This is a genomic window from Chryseobacterium balustinum (assembly GCF_900168205.1).
In the GTDB taxonomy this organism is placed as follows: domain Bacteria; phylum Bacteroidota; class Bacteroidia; order Flavobacteriales; family Weeksellaceae; genus Chryseobacterium; species Chryseobacterium balustinum.
In genome coordinates, this window is sequence record NZ_FUZE01000009.1 from 84986 (window position 1) to 103836 (window position 18851).

At 33.5% G+C, this 18851-nt stretch carries 17 protein-coding genes; 9 read left to right on the top strand and 8 right to left on the bottom strand.

What is annotated here, in order from left to right:
* Positions 1 to 30 precede the first annotated feature (30 nt).
* The 9 genes from flxA (at position 31) to B5X64_RS12260 (ending at position 11975) form a co-directional block, all read left to right on the top strand.
* Positions 31 to 1551 (top strand): flexirubin biosynthesis tyrosine ammonia-lyase FlxA, encoded by a 1521-nt coding sequence (flxA, locus tag B5X64_RS12220; protein ID WP_079465522.1) that lies wholly within the window; start codon positions 31 to 33, stop codon positions 1549 to 1551.
* A gap of 47 nt (positions 1552 to 1598) precedes the next feature.
* Positions 1599 to 2330, top strand: coding sequence for a flexirubin biosynthesis SDR family reductase FlxB (gene flxB, locus B5X64_RS12225; RefSeq protein WP_079465523.1), 732 nt, complete (start codon positions 1599 to 1601; stop codon positions 2328 to 2330).
* Positions 2331 to 2403: 73 nt separating this feature from the next.
* Complete coding sequence (locus tag B5X64_RS12230; protein WP_079465524.1) at positions 2404 to 3624, top strand: beta-ketoacyl-[acyl-carrier-protein] synthase family protein; 1221 nt, start codon at positions 2404 to 2406, stop codon at positions 3622 to 3624.
* Between the two features lie 6 nt (positions 3625 to 3630).
* On the top strand, positions 3631 to 3885 hold the full coding sequence (locus tag B5X64_RS12235; protein ID WP_079465525.1) for an acyl carrier protein: 255 nt from the start codon (positions 3631 to 3633) through the stop codon (positions 3883 to 3885).
* Between the two features lie 111 nt (positions 3886 to 3996).
* The gene (locus B5X64_RS12240) at positions 3997 to 4881 is read left to right on the top strand and encodes an LpxL/LpxP family acyltransferase (protein ID WP_079465526.1); all 885 of its coding nucleotides are present in this window, start codon (positions 3997 to 3999) and stop codon (positions 4879 to 4881) included.
* Positions 4882 to 5324: 443 nt separating this feature from the next.
* A complete protein-coding gene (locus B5X64_RS12245) occupies positions 5325 to 6860 on the top strand; it encodes a phytoene desaturase family protein (RefSeq protein ID WP_079465527.1) in 1536 nt (511 codons plus the stop codon).
* Complete coding sequence (locus B5X64_RS12250; RefSeq protein WP_079465528.1) at positions 6850 to 8607, top strand: C45 family autoproteolytic acyltransferase/hydrolase; 1758 nt, start codon at positions 6850 to 6852, stop codon at positions 8605 to 8607. The genes B5X64_RS12245 and B5X64_RS12250 overlap by 11 nt, the downstream gene beginning before the upstream one ends.
* 304 nt (positions 8608 to 8911) lie before the next feature.
* Positions 8912 to 9937, top strand: coding sequence for a hypothetical protein (locus B5X64_RS12255; RefSeq protein WP_228418899.1), 1026 nt, complete (start codon positions 8912 to 8914; stop codon positions 9935 to 9937).
* 25 nt (positions 9938 to 9962) lie between these two features.
* Positions 9963 to 11975: an FG-GAP-like repeat-containing protein gene (locus tag B5X64_RS12260; protein ID WP_079465530.1), complete on the top strand. Its 2013-nt coding sequence runs from the start codon at positions 9963 to 9965 to the stop codon at positions 11973 to 11975.
* Between the two features lie 63 nt (positions 11976 to 12038).
* On the opposite strand, the gene B5X64_RS12265 is transcribed toward B5X64_RS12260, so the two are convergent.
* The 8 genes from B5X64_RS12265 to B5X64_RS12300 form a co-directional block, all read right to left on the bottom strand.
* Positions 12039 to 13208, bottom strand: coding sequence for a DUF2062 domain-containing protein (locus B5X64_RS12265; RefSeq protein WP_079465531.1), 1170 nt, complete (start codon positions 13206 to 13208; stop codon positions 12039 to 12041).
* 4 nt (positions 13209 to 13212) lie between these two features.
* Complete coding sequence (locus B5X64_RS12270) at positions 13213 to 13689, bottom strand: hypothetical protein (protein ID WP_079465532.1); 477 nt, start codon at positions 13687 to 13689, stop codon at positions 13213 to 13215.
* A gap of 90 nt (positions 13690 to 13779) precedes the next feature.
* Positions 13780 to 14151, bottom strand: a complete 372-nt coding sequence (locus B5X64_RS12275) for an ApeI family dehydratase (RefSeq protein WP_079465533.1) — start codon at positions 14149 to 14151, stop codon at positions 13780 to 13782.
* A 3-nt stretch (positions 14152 to 14154) separates the two neighbouring features.
* Positions 14155 to 14790 carry a flexirubin biosynthesis protein LolB2 gene (gene lolB2, locus B5X64_RS12280; RefSeq protein ID WP_079465534.1) on the bottom strand — a complete coding sequence of 212 codons (636 nt, stop codon included), beginning with the start codon at positions 14788 to 14790 and terminating at the stop codon, positions 14155 to 14157.
* Positions 14756 to 15382 (bottom strand): flexirubin biosynthesis/transport protein LolA2, encoded by a 627-nt coding sequence (gene lolA2 / locus B5X64_RS12285; protein ID WP_079465535.1) that lies wholly within the window; start codon positions 15380 to 15382, stop codon positions 14756 to 14758. Before lolA2 ends, lolB2 begins: the two co-directional genes overlap by 35 nt.
* A gap of 215 nt (positions 15383 to 15597) precedes the next feature.
* Positions 15598 to 16326 carry a polysaccharide deacetylase family protein gene (locus B5X64_RS12290; RefSeq protein ID WP_079465536.1) on the bottom strand — a complete coding sequence of 243 codons (729 nt, stop codon included), beginning with the start codon at positions 16324 to 16326 and terminating at the stop codon, positions 15598 to 15600.
* A 211-nt stretch (positions 16327 to 16537) separates the two neighbouring features.
* The gene (locus B5X64_RS12295; RefSeq protein WP_079465583.1) at positions 16538 to 17599 is read right to left on the bottom strand and encodes a beta-ketoacyl synthase N-terminal-like domain-containing protein; all 1062 of its coding nucleotides are present in this window, start codon (positions 17597 to 17599) and stop codon (positions 16538 to 16540) included.
* A complete protein-coding gene (locus B5X64_RS12300) occupies positions 17596 to 18795 on the bottom strand; it encodes a beta-ketoacyl-[acyl-carrier-protein] synthase family protein (RefSeq protein WP_079465537.1) in 1200 nt (399 codons plus the stop codon). Before B5X64_RS12300 ends, B5X64_RS12295 begins: the two co-directional genes overlap by 4 nt.
* Positions 18796 to 18851: the final 56 nt, after the last annotated feature.

Here is an 18851-nt window from a genome sequence, read left to right on the forward strand (position 1 = left end):
TACAAAATTATATACTATTACTTTTAATTGATGAAAATAAATAACTTTTTAGAACTGAGAGATTTTCAAAGAATTATTATTGAAAACGAAAGCATAGAATTAGATCAATCACTTCTCCAGAGGGTGAATGAGAGTTTTTCTTTTCTAAAAGAGTTTTCAAAAAATAAAGTAATTTATGGTGTCAATACCGGTTTTGGGCCAATGGCGCAATTTAAAATCAGTGATGAAGATACACACCAACTTCAGTATAATCTGATTAGGAGCCATTCTTCGGGTATCGGAAATCCTCTTCCTGCTGATGAGGTAAAAGCTTGTATGTTAGCAAGATTAAATACATTATCATTAGGGAATTCTGGAGTTCACGAATCTGTTGTAAATTTACTTAAAGAATTAATTAACAGAGGTATTACGCCGTTGATTTTCGAACACGGAGGTGTTGGAGCAAGTGGTGATTTGGTGCAATTGGCACATTTGGCTTTAGTTTTAATTGGTGAGGGTGAAGTTTTCTATAAAGGTGAAAGGAAATCTACGAAAGGAGTTTTTGAAATTGAAGGTTTAGAGCCGATTCAGGTTGAAATAAGAGAAGGTTTAGCGTTAATGAACGGAACTTCTGTTATGACTGGGATAGGTGTTGTTAATGCTTATAAAGCCAATCAGTTAACTGATATTTCATTAAAATTATCTTGTGCCATCAACGAAATCGTTCAGGCTTACGATGATCATTTTTCTGAAGTGTTGAATGGAACAAAACTTCACGCAGGTCAGCAAAAAATTGCAGAAAAAATGCGTCATCATTTATCTGATAGTAAATTGATCAGAAAAAGAGCAGATCATTTATATACTCATTTTGAAGAGCAGGAAAAGGTTTTCAAAGAAAAAGTACAGGAATATTATTCTTTAAGATGTGTTCCGCAAATTTTAGGTCCGGTTTTAGATACTTTAGAATACACTGAAAAAGTATTAGAAAATGAGATCAATTCAGCAAACGATAATCCAATTATCAATGTAAAAGATCAACATGTTTATCATGGCGGAAATTTCCACGGAGATTATATTTCTTTAGAAATGGATAAGCTTAAAATCGTTGTAACGAAGTTGACTATGTTGGCTGAAAGACAATTGAATTATCTTTTAAACTCGAAAATCAACGAAATTCTGCCTCCATTTGTCAATTTGGGTAAATTAGGTTTCAATTTTGGTATGCAGGGTGTTCAGTTTACAGCGACTTCTACAACGGCAGAAAGTCAGATGTTATCAAACCCGATGTACGTTCACAGTATTCCTAATAATAATGATAATCAGGATATTGTAAGCATGGGCACAAATGCCGCCGTGATTTGCAGAAAGGTAATTGAAAATGCTTTTGAAGTTTTGGCGATTGAAGCGATTACTGTTGTTCAGGCGATAGAATATTTGGGTTACCAAGATCAAATTTCATCAAAAACAAAAGAATTGTACGATGAAATCAGAAAAATCATTCCGGCATTTTCAAGTGATATGGTGATGTATCCTTATTTGGAGGAAGTGAAAAAATATTTAAAGACAATGTAATTATTGGCTGCTTCTAGTTGTCAATATATAAATAAACCGAAACACATATGAAATGTGCAATTGTAACAGGTGGTTCCCGAGGAATTGGAAGAGCAATCTGTATAAAACTGGCTGAAGAAAAAATTGAGCATATTTTAATTAATTATACCTCAAACGAAGCTGCAGCAAAGGAAACTTTAGCTAAAGTGGAAGGATTGGGTTCTACAGGCGAAATTCTTAAATTCGATGTAGGAAATGCTGAGGAAACTCAAAAAGTTTTAAATGAATGGCAGGAAAATAACCCAAATTCTGTAGTCGAAATTATCGTAAACAACGCAGGAATCACAAGAGACGGATTATTCATGTGGATGCCGATTGAAGACTGGAATTCTGTGATTAACACAAGTTTAAATGGTTTCTATAATGTGACGAATTTTTTCATTCAGAAATTGTTGAGAAACAAATATGGCAGAATTATCAATATGGTTTCTGTTTCTGGAGTAAAAGGAACGGCTGGACAAACCAATTATTCTGCGGCAAAGGGAGCTTTAGTTGGAGCTACAAAAGCTTTAGCACAAGAAGTTGCAAAAAGAAATATCACTGTAAATGCAGTTGCTCCGGGTTTCATAAAAACAGATATGACGCAGGATTTTAACGAAGATGAATTGAAAGCAATGATTCCTGCAAACCGATTTGGTGAAGCAGAAGAAGTGGCAGATTTGGTTGCCTTTTTAGCATCAAAAAAATCTTCGTACATCACAGGTGAAATTATTAATATTAACGGAGGAATTTATTCATAAATTAGGTAACAGATAATAGGTAACAGTAATTAGCTGTAACCTAAAAACCTGAAACCTGTAACCTAGAATTTAGATGGAAAATAGGGTAGTCATTACCGGAATGGGAATTTATTCTTGCATCGGAACTTCTTTAGAAGAAGTGAAAGAATCCCTGTATCAAGGAAAGTCGGGAATTGTTTTAGTGGATGAAAGAAAAGAATTTGGTTTCAGATCAGGTCTTAGCGGAGTTGTTCCCAAACCTGATTTAAAGAATCTTCTCAGCAGACGTCAACGCGTAAGCATGGGTGAAGAAAGCGAATATGCTTACATTGCCACATTAGATGCTCTAAAACAGGCAAATATCGATCAGGATTTTTTAGACCAAAACGAAGTCGGAATTTTATACGGAAACGACAGCGTTTCAAAAGCGGTTGTTGAATCTATCGATATTGCAAGAGAAAAAAAAGATACTACTTTAATGGGTTCAGGAGCGATTTTCAAATCGATGAACTCCACGGTAACGATGAATCTTTCTACAATTTTTAAATTACGAGGGATCAATCTCACCATCAGTGCGGCTTGTGCAAGCGGTTCTCATTCTTTGGGACTGGCTTATATGATGATTAAAAACGGCTTTCAGGAGATGATTGTTTGCGGTGGCGCTCAGGAAACTAACAAATATTCGATGGCAAGTTTTGATGGTTTGGGTGTTTTTTCGGTAAGAGAAAACGAGCCAACAAAAGCATCAAGACCTTTCGATTCCGAAAGAGACGGTTTGATCCCGAGCGGTGGAGCAGCAACTTTAATTGTTGAAAGCCTTGAATCAGCTCAAAAAAGAGGAGCAACTATTTTAGGCGAGATCGTGGGTTACGGTTTTTCTTCAAACGGAGGACATATTTCTACTCCGAATGTTGACGGTCCGGCTTTAGCGATGAATCGGGCTTTAAAACAGTCGGGTTTAGAAGTAAATGATATTGATTATATTAATGCTCATGCGACCTCAACGCCAATTGGTGATGCGAACGAAGCAAAAGCAATTCACGAAATCTTCGGAAGCGAAGTCCCGGTAAGCTCTACAAAATCAATGACGGGTCATGAATGTTGGATGGCGGGTGCAAGTGAAGTGATCTATTCGATTTTAATGATGCAGAACGATTTTGTGGCGCCTAACATTAATTTAGAAAATCCTGACGAAGACGCTCAAAAGATAAATTTAATCTCCGAAACTAAAAATCAAAAAATTGACGTATTTTTGTCGAATTCTTTCGGCTTTGGGGGAACCAATTCCGCATTAATCGTTAAAAAATTTGAATAAAAAAACATGGAAAGAGAAAAAATTGTTGCCATTGCTAATGATTTTTTAATCAATGAGTTTGAGGTAGATGGTGACGAAATCAGTAATGATGCCCATTTCAAGAAGACTTTGGGCTTAGACAGTTTAGATTATATAGACTTGGTGGTGGTAATTGAGTCTAATTTTGGAATAAAATTAGGTGAAACAGACTTTAAAGAGATCATTACTTTTAATGATTTTTACTCTACAATAGAAAACAAAATCACTCAAAAAAACGCATAACTATCGATTAAAAATTTACTCAAAAAAATGTAACGATATAACAATTTAACAGTTTACCAATGTTTTAAATATTGTTACACTGTTAAACTGATACATTGTTAAATTAATACTATGAACAAGTGGAAAGGCAAATCTAAAGGCACCATTTTAGGGTATAGAATATTCGTCTGGTGCATTAGAAATATCGGGATCCGAAGTTCTTATTTTGTCCTTTATTTTGTTGCTTTTTACTATTTTTTATTCGAAAAAAATAGCAACAAATATTATCGATATTACTTCCAGAAAAGACTCAATTACGGTTTTTGGAAAACAAAAATCTCCTTATTTAAAAGTTATTTTACTTTCGGAACGATTTTAATTGATAAGACTGCAATTTCAGCTGGTTTAAGAGATAAATACACCTACGAATTCGACGGAATAGAAAATCTCAGAAATCTTTTAGTCGAAAAAAAAGGCGGCGTTTTGATCAGTGCACACATCGGAAATTTCGAAATTGCAGAACATTTTTTTGCAGAAATTGATTTCGATTGCCAAATTAATTTAGTAACAACAGATCAGGAAGTTACCGTAATCAAAGAGTATCTTGAAAGTGTTTCTGTGAAGCAGAGCAATATCAAATTCATTTATGTAAAAGATGATATGTCGCATATTTTCGACATTAATGAAGCATTGTCAAAAAATGAATTAATCTGTTTTACGGGTGACCGTTATTTTGAAGGTTCTAAATTCCTCGAAGCAGATTTACTGGGAAAGAGTGCTAAATTTCCGGCAGGGCCTTTCATGATTGCTTCGAGATTGGGCGTTCCGGTGGTCTATGTATATGTAATGAAAGAAAAAAATCTTCATTATCATTTGTATGCAAGAGTCGCTGAAAACGTTAAAAAACGTGATGCACAGGGACTTTTAAATTCGTACACTCAAAATCTTGAATCGATGATTCAAAAATATCCGCTTCAATGGTTCAACTATTTCGATTTTTGGGATGATATTGATTAGTTTTCAATATTTTTAGGGCAATTATTTGACGGTGTCGAATAGCAGTTTAATATTTTTTTATGGCAGCTATTTCCGCCTTCCGCTCCCAATGTTTTTTGCCAAAGCTTTCCCAAAGCAAAAAAAAGGATTTCCGCTCAAGTCGGGCTGCATGCAATTCAATAATACAGGAGCCAAGGTAAAAGTTTAAAGATTCAAGATTAAAACATCTATTAAATTAATGTATTGTAAGTTTTTGATAAACAGGATTATAGAGTGCTGTTCCTTTGCTAAGTGAAACGCCTTTGCTAACGAAAAATATTTTCAATAATTTTAAAAAATCTTTGTGTCCTTTGCGTTTAAATAATGCAATATAAAATGAGTTTTTTGTAAATATTTTTAGACACATTATTCTAAACAGTTTGATAAACTTTTGTACCTTTTGCCGTTAAAACTATAATCAGAATTTGAAAAAAACATACGACATATTGATTATCGGTAGCGGAATAGGAGGTCTTGTTTCGGCGCTTATTTTGGCAAAAGAAGGCTTGAAAGTCTGCGTCTTAGAGAAAAACAATCAATATGGCGGAAACTTACAGACCTTTTCCCGAGACAAATTGATTTTCGACACCGGAGTTCATTATTTGGGTGGACTTTCAAAAGGCCAAAACCTACATCAGTTTTTTTCATATCTGGAAATAATGGAGGATTTAGAACTCCAGAAAATGGATGAAAATGGCTATGATAAAATCACTTTCGGAGACGATGAAATTGAATATCCACACGCACAAGGTTATGATAATTTTGTTGAGCAATTATCCAAATATTTTCCTGAAGAAAGAGAGAATTTAGAAGATTATTGTGAAGAAATTCAGCGCATTTGTAATCATTTCCCTAGATATAATGTGATAGGGAAAGATAGTTACAGCGAAGAAATCCTTCATTTAAATACCAAAAGATTCATCGAATCGATTACTCAGAATACAAAACTACAATCTGTTTTATTGGGTTCCAATTTTTTATACGCAGGAGATTCTGAAAATATTCCCTTTTACGTTCACGCATTGACAGTGAATTCTTACATTCAAAGTGCTTACAAATGTGTGAAAGGAGGAAGTCAGATTTCAAAACTTTTGATTCGAAAATTAAGAGAATACGGAGCAGATGTTCATAAGCATTCGGAGGTTTCTGAAATTATTTTTAATGAAAATAATGTTTTAAGTTCTGTAAAAACAAAATCAGGAAAAGAATATTTCGCCAAACAGTTTATTTCTAATATTGAAATTCATACTTTAACTAAATTAATCGGTGAAGAGAGGCTGAAGAAATCTTTTTTAAACAGAGTCTTAAGTTGGGAGCCTGTTTCGTCGTGTTTCAGCGTTTATTTGGTTTTAAAACCTCAGACAATTTCTAATTTCAATTATAATATTTACCATTATTCGTCAGAAGAATCGGTTTGGAATGCCTATCGTTACGATGAAAAAGCGTGGCCAGAAACCTATATGCTCTCTTCCACACCTTCAAAGCATCATCCTGAATTTGCAGAAAGCTTAACTGCCATTTCTTATATGGATTTTGAGGAAGTTAAAGCTTGGCAAAATACCGTAAATACAATTGCTGAAGAACGGGAAAGAGGAAAACAATACGAAAAATTTAAGCTCGAAAAAGCAGAAAAAATGATTGATGCTTTAGAAAAGAAAATACCGAATTTAAGAGGTTCAATTAAAAATATTTATACCTCTTCTCCTTTGTCTTACCGTGATTATATCGGAAGTTTTGAAGGAAATATGTACGGTTACATCAAAAGCTCAGAAAATCCTTTGAAAACGATGGTTTCTCCACGCACAAAGATTAGCAATCTCTTTCTGACTGGGCAAACTGTCAATATGCACGGGATTTTAGGCTGTACAATCGGAGCTTTCAATACCTGCGCTGAAATTTTAGGAAAAGAAAAAATTGATGAACGTTTGACACAAATGATTAAAAATAATAATGAAATCTAAACACACTTTTGTCATTCAGAGTGAAGCGAAGCGTAACGATGAATCTAATTTTAAGATAAATTTTTCCTTTCGCCGAAGTGACAGAGCTGTAATTTTATTTTTTCTCAGCCTTATCCTTATTCTCAACCTGAGCTCTTGCGGTGTCAGAAAATCAATCAAACACATTCCGGATGTAAGCCAATATTCTTTAGAAGTCCCAAAAGTTAATACAATCAACGATTCCACTTTTAGTTTTAATCAAAATTATTTAACCAAAAATAAACAACAGCTTTGGGAATTGTACATCAAAGGAAACCCTTTGCAGTTGGGCTATAACAATGGAGCTTTAACGCAAGATTTAATGCAGAAACAGGAAGAAATTTTCTTTTCTAAAGTAGAAGGTTTTGTTCCGTCAAAATTCAAACAAAAATTGTTAAGAGGTTTTCTGAAATGGTACAATCGGAAAATGTATCTCAACGTAAGAGAAGATTTTCAGGCTGAATTATACGGTTTATCTCAATATTCTTCAGATAAATATGATTTTATTGCTCCAAAATTCAGAAGAGCGATGTATTTGCACGGAGCGCACGATATTGGTCACGCAATGCAGGATTTGATGGTTGTTGGCTGTACTTCTCTTGCGGTTTGGAATGAAAATACAGAAGATGGTGATTTGTTGATTGGGAGAAATTTCGATTTTTATGTAGGTGACGAATTTGCTAAAAATAAATTGGTCGAATTTATAGAACCCGAAAACGGAATTCCATATCTGTCAGTAAGTTGGCCAGGAATGATTGGCGTGGTTTCGGGGATGAATAAAGAAGGAATTACGGTGACAATCAATGCGGGGAAATCGAAAATTCCGTTGACCGCGAAGACTCCGATTTCTTTTGTGACAAGAGAAATTCTGCAATACGCTACAACGATTGACGAAGCGATTGCAATTGCGAAAAAAAGAAAAGTTTTTGTTTCCGAATCTATTTTGGTCGGAAGTGCGAATGATAAAAACGCCATAATTATTGAAGTTTCTCCGGATAATTTTGGGGTTTACAGAGTTGAAAATTCAAGTAAGGTTTTTTGTACCAATCATTTTCAATCTGAAGCTTATAAAAATGATAAAAGGAATCAAAAACACATTGTAGAAAGCCATTCCGAATATCGTTACGAAAAACTTCAGGAACTTTTACAAGAAAACAAAAAACTGAATCCTGAAAAAATGGCTTCCATTTTAAGAGATAAATCCGGTTTGAAAGATGAAAAAATAGGTTATGGAAATGAAAAGGCGATTAACCAGCTTTTAGCGCATCACGCCGTGATTTTTTCGCCACAGAAAAGACTGGTTTGGGTTTCTTCAAATCCTTATCAATTGGGAGAATTTGTCTGTTATGATTTAAACGAAATTTTCTCCGATAAAAGATTAAAAAGCGGTGAATTAGCAAAGTCAAATTTAAATATCGCAAAAGATCCTTTTCTGGATTCTCAGGAATTTGAAAATTATGAAGAGTTTAAATTTGCTCATTCTGAAATACAAAATGCAAATGATTCGGATAATATGATTCTTACCGATGATTTTATTCCGCATTATCAGTCATTAAATCCTGATTTTTGGTTGGCTTATTATCAATCTGGGAAATATTATTTTAAACAAAAAGAATATTCAAAAGCAAAAATAGAATTTGAAAAAGCTTTGACAAAAGAAATTACGACAATCTCTGATAAAGAAAATGTAGAGAGATATTTGAAGAAAGTGAATAAATATGTGAAATAAACCTTTTTTTAGAACAAAATATTTTATTAGAATAGAGCTATGAGAAGCAATTTTCATAGCTTTTTTAGTTTTAATTAAATTATGTTTATAGTCGTATTTTGTTGTGTTGTTCGTGAATTTCGTGTTTATTAATTTGTTTTGTTGAATTATTCTAAATATAATTATTTGTTTTTTGTGAAAATGTTTGGTGGTGATTGTGTTAAATATCTATCTTCGTTTTTCCAATACCATTGAATTAATGAAAAAAATCTATTTTTTAATTTTATCTTTTTTACTACTTCTTTCATGTAAAACTGATGAAAAAATGGAAACTGTAGAAACAGAAAGTTCCCTTGTTAACTTTAATATTGACGCAGTTCCTTATTCAAAGCTTTCAACGTATTCTTTTTTTACGGGAGATTTAAAAAACTTAAATCCATCAAAAAAAGTGATTCCTTATGAACCTGCAAGCTCACTTTTTACAGATTATGCTTTAAAAAAGAGATTTATCTGGATGCCGCAATCTACCAAAGCAAGTTATGTCTCAGATGATCAGTCATTGAATTTTCCTGTTGGAACAGTTTTAATTAAAAACTTTTATTACGATACGGTTCAGCCCAATAACACTACAAAAATTATTGAGACAAGATTAATGATTAAAAAAGCGAGCGGTTGGATATTTGCGGAATATTTGTGGAATGATGATCAAACTGAAGCAAATTTGGTAACAGGAGCAGATTTTACAAGCGGAAGTTCAAAAAATATTACATTTAAGAAAAGTAATAATGATGTTATTACTACAGCTTATAGGATTCCTTCGGAATCGGAATGTTATGCATGTCATAAATTGGATAACCAGCCAGTTCCGATTGGTGTAAAGCCTCAAAATCTTAATGTTTCTTATAACTATCCAAACGGACTAAAAAATCAGTTACAAAAGCTCGTCGATGAAGGTTATTTACAAAGTTATCCTTCAAGTATTGTTTCTACAGTTGATTACAGAGATACAAGTAAACCTGTAGATATTCGCTTGCGTTCATATGTTGATATCAATTGTGCGCATTGTCATCAGGAAAAGGCTCGTTGTGATTATAGAGCTATACGACTGAGCTTTAATAAAACTACCAACTTTGCAAATATGGGAGTTTGTGTAACAGCAGATGAGCCTATCGATCAGTCTTTGGAAAGGATTATTACTCCGGGAAATCATAATAAATCTGTAATGAACTATAGACTGAATTCTGTGGACGAAAGTATGAGAATGCCTTTATTGGGAAGAACCGTTGTTCACGATGAAGGGGTAGATCTTTTAAAACAATGGATAAATTCTTTGAACCAAAACTGTCCATAAAACCAAAACCAAACGAAAAATAACCATGAAAAAAAAACTATCCTTTTTTGTTGTATTATTTAGTATAACATGGGGAAATGCACAATTAAGCTGTGCTACAGCAATGAATCTTTCAACGGGAACATATACTGCTCCTGCAGTTACAGGTACACCTCTTCCGACAGTCTGTACGCTTGCTAATTCTGGAAATGCAGCGTTATGGTATAAATATACTGCAACTCAAAATATTAATATTACTGTTTCCACGGCTTTGCCAGGACAAAATGTAGATACAAGAATAATTGTTTTTAAAGGAAATTGCGGAAGTCAAACTTGTGTGACTGCAAATGATGATTTTTTAGGTTTGGCTTCTCAGGTAACTTTTGGAGTAACAGCAGGAACCACTTATTACATCACTTTTGATAATAGATGGACAAGCTCAGGATTTAACTTTACAGTCGCTGAAACTATTCCTGTACCAAGTCGTTTATCGTTTAATCAACAGTCTGTAAATGCTCCGGGAATCTATAACCACTGTGTGGTAGATATGAATGGTGATTATTTAGATGATATCGTTTCGGTAGTCAATAATACTCAGATAGTAGTTTCATATCAACAACCGGGAGGTACTTTTAATGAGGTAACTCATACGATTCCTAATACTTCAGTTTTACCATATTGGAGTATTGCTGCAGGAGATTATGATAATAATGGCTTCAATGATCTTATCTATGGTTCTGCCAGCGGAATTGCTTTTGTAAAAGCCAATGCAACGGGAACAGGCTTCACCGTAGACAGAAAGCTTCAATCTTTTCTTACGCAGCGTACCAATTTTGTAGATATCAATAAAGACGGAAAACTAGATGCCTTTGTCTGTGATGATAATGCTCCCAACAGATTTTATATGAATGACGGAACCAATTTGAATCATAATCAGGGTGGCATGGGAGACTTTCCTTCAGGTGGAAATTATGGTTCCATTTGGGTTGACTATGATAATGATGGTGATATGGATTTATTTATCGCTAAATGTAGCGGGGGAGGTTCCGGACCTGGTGGAAATATTGATGAACTTCATCGAAATAACGGTGATGGAACTTTCACGAATGTAGCGGCAATGGCAAATATGGCAAACCCTGTTCAGACTTGGTCTTCAGCTTGGGGAGATTTTAATAATGATGGTTGGATGGATGCAGTAGTGGGAATGAATTCTACAGCAAATGGAGCCAGCAAAGTGATGAAGAATAATGGTGATGGAACTTTTCTAGATGTTTCTGCGGGTTCGGGCTATGATATTACAAGTGGTTTAAGCAGAGAGTATGTTGCCTACGATTTTGATAATGATGGGTTTTTAGATATTTTAGGAGCTGGAAATAATATTATGTTTGGGGATGGAAATTTTAAATTTACTCCTAATGCAAACCAATATAATTTAAATTACAACAACAGACCGATTGGGGATCTTAACAATGACGGTTTTCTTGATATTCAGAATGGAAATACCATTATGTTGAATGCGGGGAATACCAATAAATGGCTAAAAGTAACTTTACAAGGAACTCAAAGCAACAGAAACGGAATTGGTGCAAGAGTAGAAATTTATGGCGCTTGGGGAAAACAGATTCGCGATGTACAAAGTGGAGTAGGATTCAGAAATATGAATACTTTAAATACGCATTTCGGGATTGGTCAGGCAACGGCAATTACAAAAGTGGTGATAAAATGGCCTTCCGGATTGGTAGATATCATCAATAATGTTATACCAAATGCCACCCTTCATGTTGTAGAAGGAACCCATTTAGGAACTAAAGATATCGAGAATATTCAAGATCTGTTTACGGTATATCCAAATCCGGCTTTTGATATTATTAATTTTAAATCGAATAAAAACTTTGCTCCGATTGAGGCAAAAATCTATGAGCTTAGTGGAAGAATGGTTTTACATGCAAAAGTTGAAAGAGAATCAATCTCTGTGAAGCAATTAAGCACAGGAAATTATTTATTAGTTTTAATCGATAAAAATGGGAAAACACATTCTCAGAAAATAATTAAAAAATAAGAGCCAATTATAAACTTAAATTAATGCTGCAAGTCGAAAGGCTTTGCAGTTTTTTTATGAAAATTAATTATTCTCAGGGTTCACTTTATTCAGAAAAAGAAAAGCAGCAATTCCCGAAATTACAGACATTGTACTCGATAAAATTAGGCTTCCGATAATATATTGAAAGATATTATTTTTCACCAAATCAAAATTCCATTCTTGATTGAAAATGTCGCTATTTCCATTTACAAAAGGAACTCCTAATAATAATGAAGCAGCAATGATAAATGGCATAAACGGCGGTAAGCTAACATTCGATCCAACAAAAGCAAGAACTTTATTGAGTTTGAAGAGTATTGATAAAGAAATTACGAGTAGCGTATGATATCCTGCGAAAGGTAAAAAACCAACAAAAACACCCAAAGCAATTGAAAAAGCTTTCACTCTATTTGTGCCTTCACTTTCCAGAACATCTTCTTTGATAAATTTTTTAAAGCTTTTTTTTTTGAAATTATTCACAAAATTCCTCGGAATAATATACAATAAAGTGATGGTTACTAAAATAGTATTCAGAATACTGATTCTCGTAAAATCTTTAAACGGTCTGAAATGTGAAACCCTTTCTGAAGGGTCATACAAAACTTTTATAGGAACATTTTTTACGGTAATGTGTCTCCAGGCTGTTCTTACGATAATTTCAATTTCAAATTCGAATTTTGGAGTAAAATATTTCTTTGGAATTTTATGTAAAGGATAAAGACGATAACCGGATTGCGTGTCCTCAAGCTTGATTCCGGTCTCAAACCAAAACCAAAAATTAGAAAAACGGTTTCCAAAACTACTTTTTTTCGGAATGCCGTCTTGCGACATATTTCGGTTTCCAATCAGTAAAACATCTTCGTTTTCACTCAATAGATTTTCTACAAAAACAGGAATGTCATCGGGATAATGTTGCCCGTCTGAATCGATGGTTATGGCGTAATCGTAGCCTATTTCTTTTGCCTTTCTGAAACCTATTTTAAGCGCATTTCCTTTTCCTTTGTTTTCTGATAGATTAATAATCGTAATCGAATATTTTTCTAAAATCTGTAAAGTAGAATCGGTAGAGCCATCATTGATAACGATAATATTTTCGGTGTAATCTAAAACGCCGTCAATCACTCTTTTCAGAGTTTTTTCGTTATTGTAACTAGGAATTAAAACGCAGATTTTTTTTTCAAAAATTGCATTTTGCACTTCAGGAAGGGTCATTGTTTTATTTTAACATTGCTTTTTCTGCGTCTGTCATTGTCTTAGACTGCATTGAAAACTTTTTAATATACGTTTTCAGCGCTGAATTTTGTTTGCTGTAATTATTTAAAAGAAAAGCTTTGTCGTCTTTCAAACTTCCGCGATAACCTACAATTTTCGGGATATTTTCCTGAACGCTCATTCTTATAACTCTCAATTCTGCGTTATTCGGATTGCTTTTAATAATACTTTCGAGACTTGTAGCGCCAGATTTTACGAGGGCTTTTCTGTTTTTGGTTACAATTTTAGCTTCCATAATTTTCGCAGCAGCTTTGTATCCATTTGTTACTGCATCAGAACCGGTCTGTTTCTCGGCGATATCAATGAAACTTTGCGTGTTTGCTGTTGACGAATTGGCCTTTTCATAGCTATTTCTCAAAGCATCAAGGTCTGATTGAAAAAACAGAAAAAAAGCGGTCAAAAACGAGAAAATCAGTTTCATACGTAGATAATTTTATTTTTAAAGGTCATATGTAATCGCTGTCATTTTCATTGAAATTTAGTTTCAAAAATAAAGGCGATTTCATAATGTCTATTTTTTATAGTTTACCGACATTTTTAATGCAATAGTCTCGCCAAACGAAGTGGTGTTTTTTACTTTAATTTCCTCTTCGCCTTCGTTAATATCCAGTTGTAACGTTAAATCAGGCGTTTCAAAAGGATCGATGATTGCCATAAATTTTACATTGGAAGCCGATTTAAGAAACAATTTTTTACCTATAAATTCTTCAGTTAGTTCTTTCACGATCTGCATCATACAAACTCCCGGAGTTACAGGATTTCCTGGGAAATGTCCTTTGAAAATATCGTGATTTTTATTCAGAGAAATATGAGCAATAAAACTTCCGTTTTCTGCCTTTTCATAGGATTCTAAAGTGTAAAAATCTGTAAGAATGGTCTGCATTATTTATTCAGTTTCAGTGATTTGAAATAGTTTAATATTGATTTTGAAATCTTTATGTTGAAGATTCAAACTATCTGCGAAGATATGTTTTTTTGCATCAAAACTAAAATCGATTTTTTCCTTATTGTTCTTTGTATAAATGATTTGCTTCAGCAGATTATTTTCTTTGTTGAAAAATAAATAATAGTTTTTCTTCTCAATTTTTGAAAGATAAATTTTAGAATTTTCATTTTCAAAACTTTCATTCACAGGATATTTTTGTCTTAAAAGTTCCTGAAAATCATTCTTCAAAAAATTAATGACGATTTTTTTATCTAAATCCGGAAGAACGTAATTCAGTTTAAAATCATTTTCCGAAACTTCAAAATCAATCAATTTATTTCCAAAATCAGAAGTTAATACGACACGATGTGTTGTTTCCTTGATCTTTTTGATAATTAAAATTCCGCTGACGTGATTTTTATAAATATCCATTTGGCATTTATAAACATAATCTTCGTTAGAAGAAAAGTATAGATTTTCAACTGTTTTTTCAGAATTTGAAATCGGTTTTACGTCTGTAAGTTGATAAGTTTTGCAAGAAACAAACAGCAAAAAAATCAGACTATAAAGAAAACTCTGAAGCAGGAATCGGCGCATTGATTTTTGTATTTTTGAAAACAATATTCGTTGTATCTCCCGAAGCTTCCGTCATATTTACCTGTGAAACCGTCGTTTGATTTTTAGGAAAATGAAGCTCAATTTGTTTGATATATTTCAATAATTGAGCAGATTTCGGAGTGAACTTTGCGATATTTGAAGTTCCGTTTTTAAAGTAAGCAACTGCAAATTCCGGGTCGCTGAACATTTTTCCATTTGAACTTCCGACAATTAATTTATTGATTTTTTCAAAAGTTTTGCTCTTTGTATCAACCGAGGATTTTTTTCCCTGGTCATTGATGAAGATTTTATTTTCCTTAAAAATAATACTGTATTGATAGGGTTTTGTGTATTTCCAGCTCAGCGTATTTGGCGATTTTAAAGACATTTTACCTGACGTAATAATGCTTTTATCCAAAAAATCCATCTTTTTGGTTTGAATAAAATCGGCTTGTAAAGTTTTTATTTCTTTTGTTTCCGATGAAACTTTTGTTACGAATGCTTTTGCTTCCGCTCCCGACATTGCTGTGTTTTGAGCAAAAAAGAAGCTTGAAATTAATAAAAACGCTCCGAAAGCAATATTTTTAATCATTATTTTATTGTTTAAGTTTAACCGCAAAAGCGGCAAAAAGTTTTTTATAATACATAAGTTAAATGAAAGTTAGCAATTCGCTATATTAAAAGAACACATTAGTTTTTTGAAAATCTTTGATTTTCGTCTTATGTGAACTTCTGTTTTCAAAGTATTAAACTTAAAAAAAACTAACGTGTTCAAAAACTTTTGTGACTTTTGCGGTTAAAAAATTATTAATCAACCGTAAAAGTTGAATACTTTTTGTCCTTCAAAAATAGCAATAAATCTACCAAAACATTATACGTTTTTTCCGAAGTATCGTGAAGTAAAATAATGCTTCCTTTTTTTAGATTTTTCGTGATTCTTTTGTAGATTTTCTTTTCATTTTCTGTGATTGTATCCAAAGAACGTACATTCCAGCCGATGCTTTTTTTGTGAGTTTTCTTCATTGCTTTTGCAATATTCGGATTGGTAACTCCGAAAGGCGGTCTGTACAAATCGGTTTTTATGTTTGCGACTTTCAGCATCATTTCATCACATTTTTCGATTTCTTCAATCATTTTTTGAGTTGACAGAAAACCGGTGTTGTTAGAATGTGAAAACGTGTGATTTCCAATCGTATGACCTTCCGAAATAATTCGTTGAAAAGTTTCAGGATATTTTTCAATCTGTTTTCCGATACAGAAAAAAGTAGCTTTTACGTTATTCTCTTTTAAAATATCTAAAAATTTCGGAGTAAATTCTGTAGGCCCATCATCAAAAGTCAATGCAACTTCTTTGATTTTAGTTCTTTTATGAGTGAAACTGTTGACAAAATATCCTAATGTGATATCAAAAGAACCCCAAACTACAACCGCTGAAAACACTAAAAACCAAAAAAGATACACCCAAAAACTCCCTTGAAACGCATAAATAAATACGTTGCAGAAAAGATAAAATAGGATAAATGGGTAGTGTTTCATCTTTTATTGTTTAATTGTTTCTTTTTATTATGCTCTGTTTGTCATTGTGAATGTAGCAAAGCGAAATGAAGAATCTAAATATTGAAGTTAAGATTCTTGCTTCGTCAGAATGACAAACACTCTGTTTTACTTTACTGAGTGAAACGCCTTTGCGAACAAAAAATGTTTTCAATATTAAAATGAAAATCTTTGTGAACTTTGCGTTTAAAAATTAAGCTTTCCCCAACAAAACCAAACTATGGTCATTTCCACCCAAATGATTATATAAAAGAATATTTTTAATTTCTTTTTTCTTTAAATCATTAATCATCATCACTTCAGGAATTTCCTGATTTTTCAAAATATGGCAAGCCATAAATGTTGAAAAACCACTTGCCGTATTATATTCTCCGCTCAAGTGTTTGTAATAGAGCAACGCTGAACTTGAAAATAAATGCATTGCTTTTGTATAATAAACATCAGATTTTGCATCTCCGCTGAAACCTAAAACAACAACATCAATATCTTGAGTTATTAAATTGTTTTTAGCTAAAAAATCTTCAATGAATTTTTGAGTTTCTTCTAAATCTAATCTATTGCTTAGTTGAATATCTTTTAGTTGAGCATAAGAATTTTCTGCCTTATCTTTTCCTAACACAAAAAAACTTGCGCCTTCACCCCAAATAACGCCTTCAGTTTTTGAGTTTAAATAATCAACGGTAAGATTTTCTTCTTTTTTAATAGTACTGTTGAGTTTGTACAATTCCATTGTTCGGTCGGTTTGTTCGTCTGTAGAACCGACTAAAACATTATCTGCTTCACCATCATTAATTTGAAGTTGAGCATCCAACATAGAAAATTCCAAAGACGAAGACGTGTTCACATATGTAAAATTGTAGCCGTGACATTGCAATCCTAAGGCGATTTGTCCTGCAACGGTATTGTGAGTCGATTGAATAAAATAGGTTGGAGTCAAGAACTCTTCATTATTTTCCAAAACATTTTTCAGAAACTTTTCAGAATCCTGCGAACAACCCATTCCGGTTCCAACAATAATGGCATCGGGTTTTTCTATTCCTGCTTCTTTCAAAGCATATTGAGAAGCAACGGTGCTCATTTTTACCGTTTTAGACATTCTTCTGCTTGCTGCAGGCGGAATGAATTCTTTGTAATTGGGTTCAATCGCTTTTACAATCTGAACTGAATTTTCAGGTTGTAAATTTTGAAAAAAATTTTCGTTTAAAGTGTCCTGAACTGAGATGCAGGCTGCACTGTTGATGTAAACGGCACTCACGATTTTGAAAAAATTAAGGTTGAACAATTTCCTCCAAAACCAAACGAATTGGAAAGAACGTGATTGATATTTTTCTCTTTGAGTTCAGTAACCGGAGTCAAATCAAATTCTTCCATCTTGGTTTTAAAATTAAGATTCGGGAAAATCAGATTATTTTGCATTGCCAAAATCGAATAAACTGCTTCAATTCCTGCAGCTGCAGCCAAAGTATGACCGGTAAACGCTTTCGTAGAACTGAATTCCGGAACTTGGTTTTCACCAAAAATTCGAATCATCGCAATTCCTTCCGACAAGTCATTGTTTGGCGTTGCTGTTCCGTGAACGTTGATGTAATCGATATTTTTTTTATCTAAACCTGAAACTTTCAAGGCTTTTTCCATTGCTAAAAACGCACCTTGTCCATTTTCCGAAGAAGCAGTTTGATGATGCGCATCATTGGCATTTCCGTAACCGGAAAGATATGCGAGTACTTTTTTGTTTTCTTTTTTAACGACTTCTTCAGATTCCAAAACAATAAAAGCGGCTGCTTCGCCAAGATTTAATCCTTTTCTGTCGTTATCGAAAGGTGTGTTATAAGAATCCGTGAGAATCATTAACGTATTGAAACCATTCAAAGTAAATTTTGAAAGAGAATCTGTTCCACCGACAATTACACGATCCAAAACACCGTTTTTAATGAGTTTTGCCCCCATCATAATGGCATTGGCTGCAGATGAACAGGCCGTACTGATGGTAGAAACCATCCCTTTTAGACCTAATGAATCTGCAATGGCAAGTGATGAGCTTCCGGCATCGTGAGAGTCGATATATTTTTGCTTTTCAGGGAAATCTTCGTAGGTGTAGAAATATTTTTCGGTGATATCCATTCCGCCAACACTTGTGGAGGAAATGAGCCCGGTTTTGTATTTATTAATATCCGAAATTCCGGCATTTTCTACAGCCTCTTTTGCGGCAACCATTCCTAACAAAGCGGTTCTTGTGACATTGTTATCTTCAGCAAGCTGAAGTTTCTGTATCAATTCTTCATTAGACAATTTTATTTCGCCTGTTTTAATATTTCCGGCGTGACGTGTTTCAAACATTTCAATGTCGGAAATCCCGTGTTTACCGGTCGTCAACGAAATGAAATTTTCCTCAACATTCTTACCAATGGAGGAAATAATGCCCATTCCTGTAATGGCAATTTTTTGACTCATCTTTTAAATAATGTAGCAATGTATCAATTTAACAGTGTAACAATATTGGAACATTG

What these genes read in the sequence shown, in the direction of transcription:
- flxA (WP_079465522.1), top strand. Translation starts at nt 31, where the DNA reads ATGAAAATAAATAACTTTTTAGAACTGAGAGATTTTCAAAGAATTATT.
- flxB (WP_079465523.1), top strand. Translation starts at nt 1,599, where the DNA reads ATGAAATGTGCAATTGTAACAGGTGGTTCCCGAGGAATTGGAAGAGCA.
- B5X64_RS12275 (WP_079465533.1), bottom strand. Translation starts at nt 14,151, where the DNA reads ATGCAGACCATTCTTACAGATTTTTACACTTTAGAATCCTATGAAAAG.
- B5X64_RS12255 (WP_228418899.1), top strand. Translation starts at nt 8,912, where the DNA reads ATGGAAACTGTAGAAACAGAAAGTTCCCTTGTTAACTTTAATATTGAC.
- B5X64_RS12300 (WP_079465537.1), bottom strand. Translation starts at nt 18,795, where the DNA reads ATGAGTCAAAAAATTGCCATTACAGGAATGGGCATTATTTCCTCCATT.
- B5X64_RS12270 (WP_079465532.1), bottom strand. Translation starts at nt 13,689, where the DNA reads ATGAAACTGATTTTCTCGTTTTTGACCGCTTTTTTTCTGTTTTTTCAA.
- B5X64_RS12235 (WP_079465525.1), top strand. Translation starts at nt 3,631, where the DNA reads ATGGAAAGAGAAAAAATTGTTGCCATTGCTAATGATTTTTTAATCAAT.
- B5X64_RS12290 (WP_079465536.1), bottom strand. Translation starts at nt 16,326, where the DNA reads ATGAAACACTACCCATTTATCCTATTTTATCTTTTCTGCAACGTATTT.
- B5X64_RS12240 (WP_079465526.1), top strand. Translation starts at nt 3,997, where the DNA reads ATGAACAAGTGGAAAGGCAAATCTAAAGGCACCATTTTAGGGTATAGA.
- B5X64_RS12260 (WP_079465530.1), top strand. Translation starts at nt 9,963, where the DNA reads ATGAAAAAAAAACTATCCTTTTTTGTTGTATTATTTAGTATAACATGG.
- lolA2 (WP_079465535.1), bottom strand. Translation starts at nt 15,382, where the DNA reads ATGATTAAAAATATTGCTTTCGGAGCGTTTTTATTAATTTCAAGCTTC.
- B5X64_RS12265 (WP_079465531.1), bottom strand. Translation starts at nt 13,208, where the DNA reads ATGACCCTTCCTGAAGTGCAAAATGCAATTTTTGAAAAAAAAATCTGC.
- B5X64_RS12250 (WP_079465528.1), top strand. Translation starts at nt 6,850, where the DNA reads ATGAAATCTAAACACACTTTTGTCATTCAGAGTGAAGCGAAGCGTAAC.
- lolB2 (WP_079465534.1), bottom strand. Translation starts at nt 14,790, where the DNA reads ATGCGCCGATTCCTGCTTCAGAGTTTTCTTTATAGTCTGATTTTTTTG.
- B5X64_RS12230 (WP_079465524.1), top strand. Translation starts at nt 2,404, where the DNA reads ATGGAAAATAGGGTAGTCATTACCGGAATGGGAATTTATTCTTGCATC.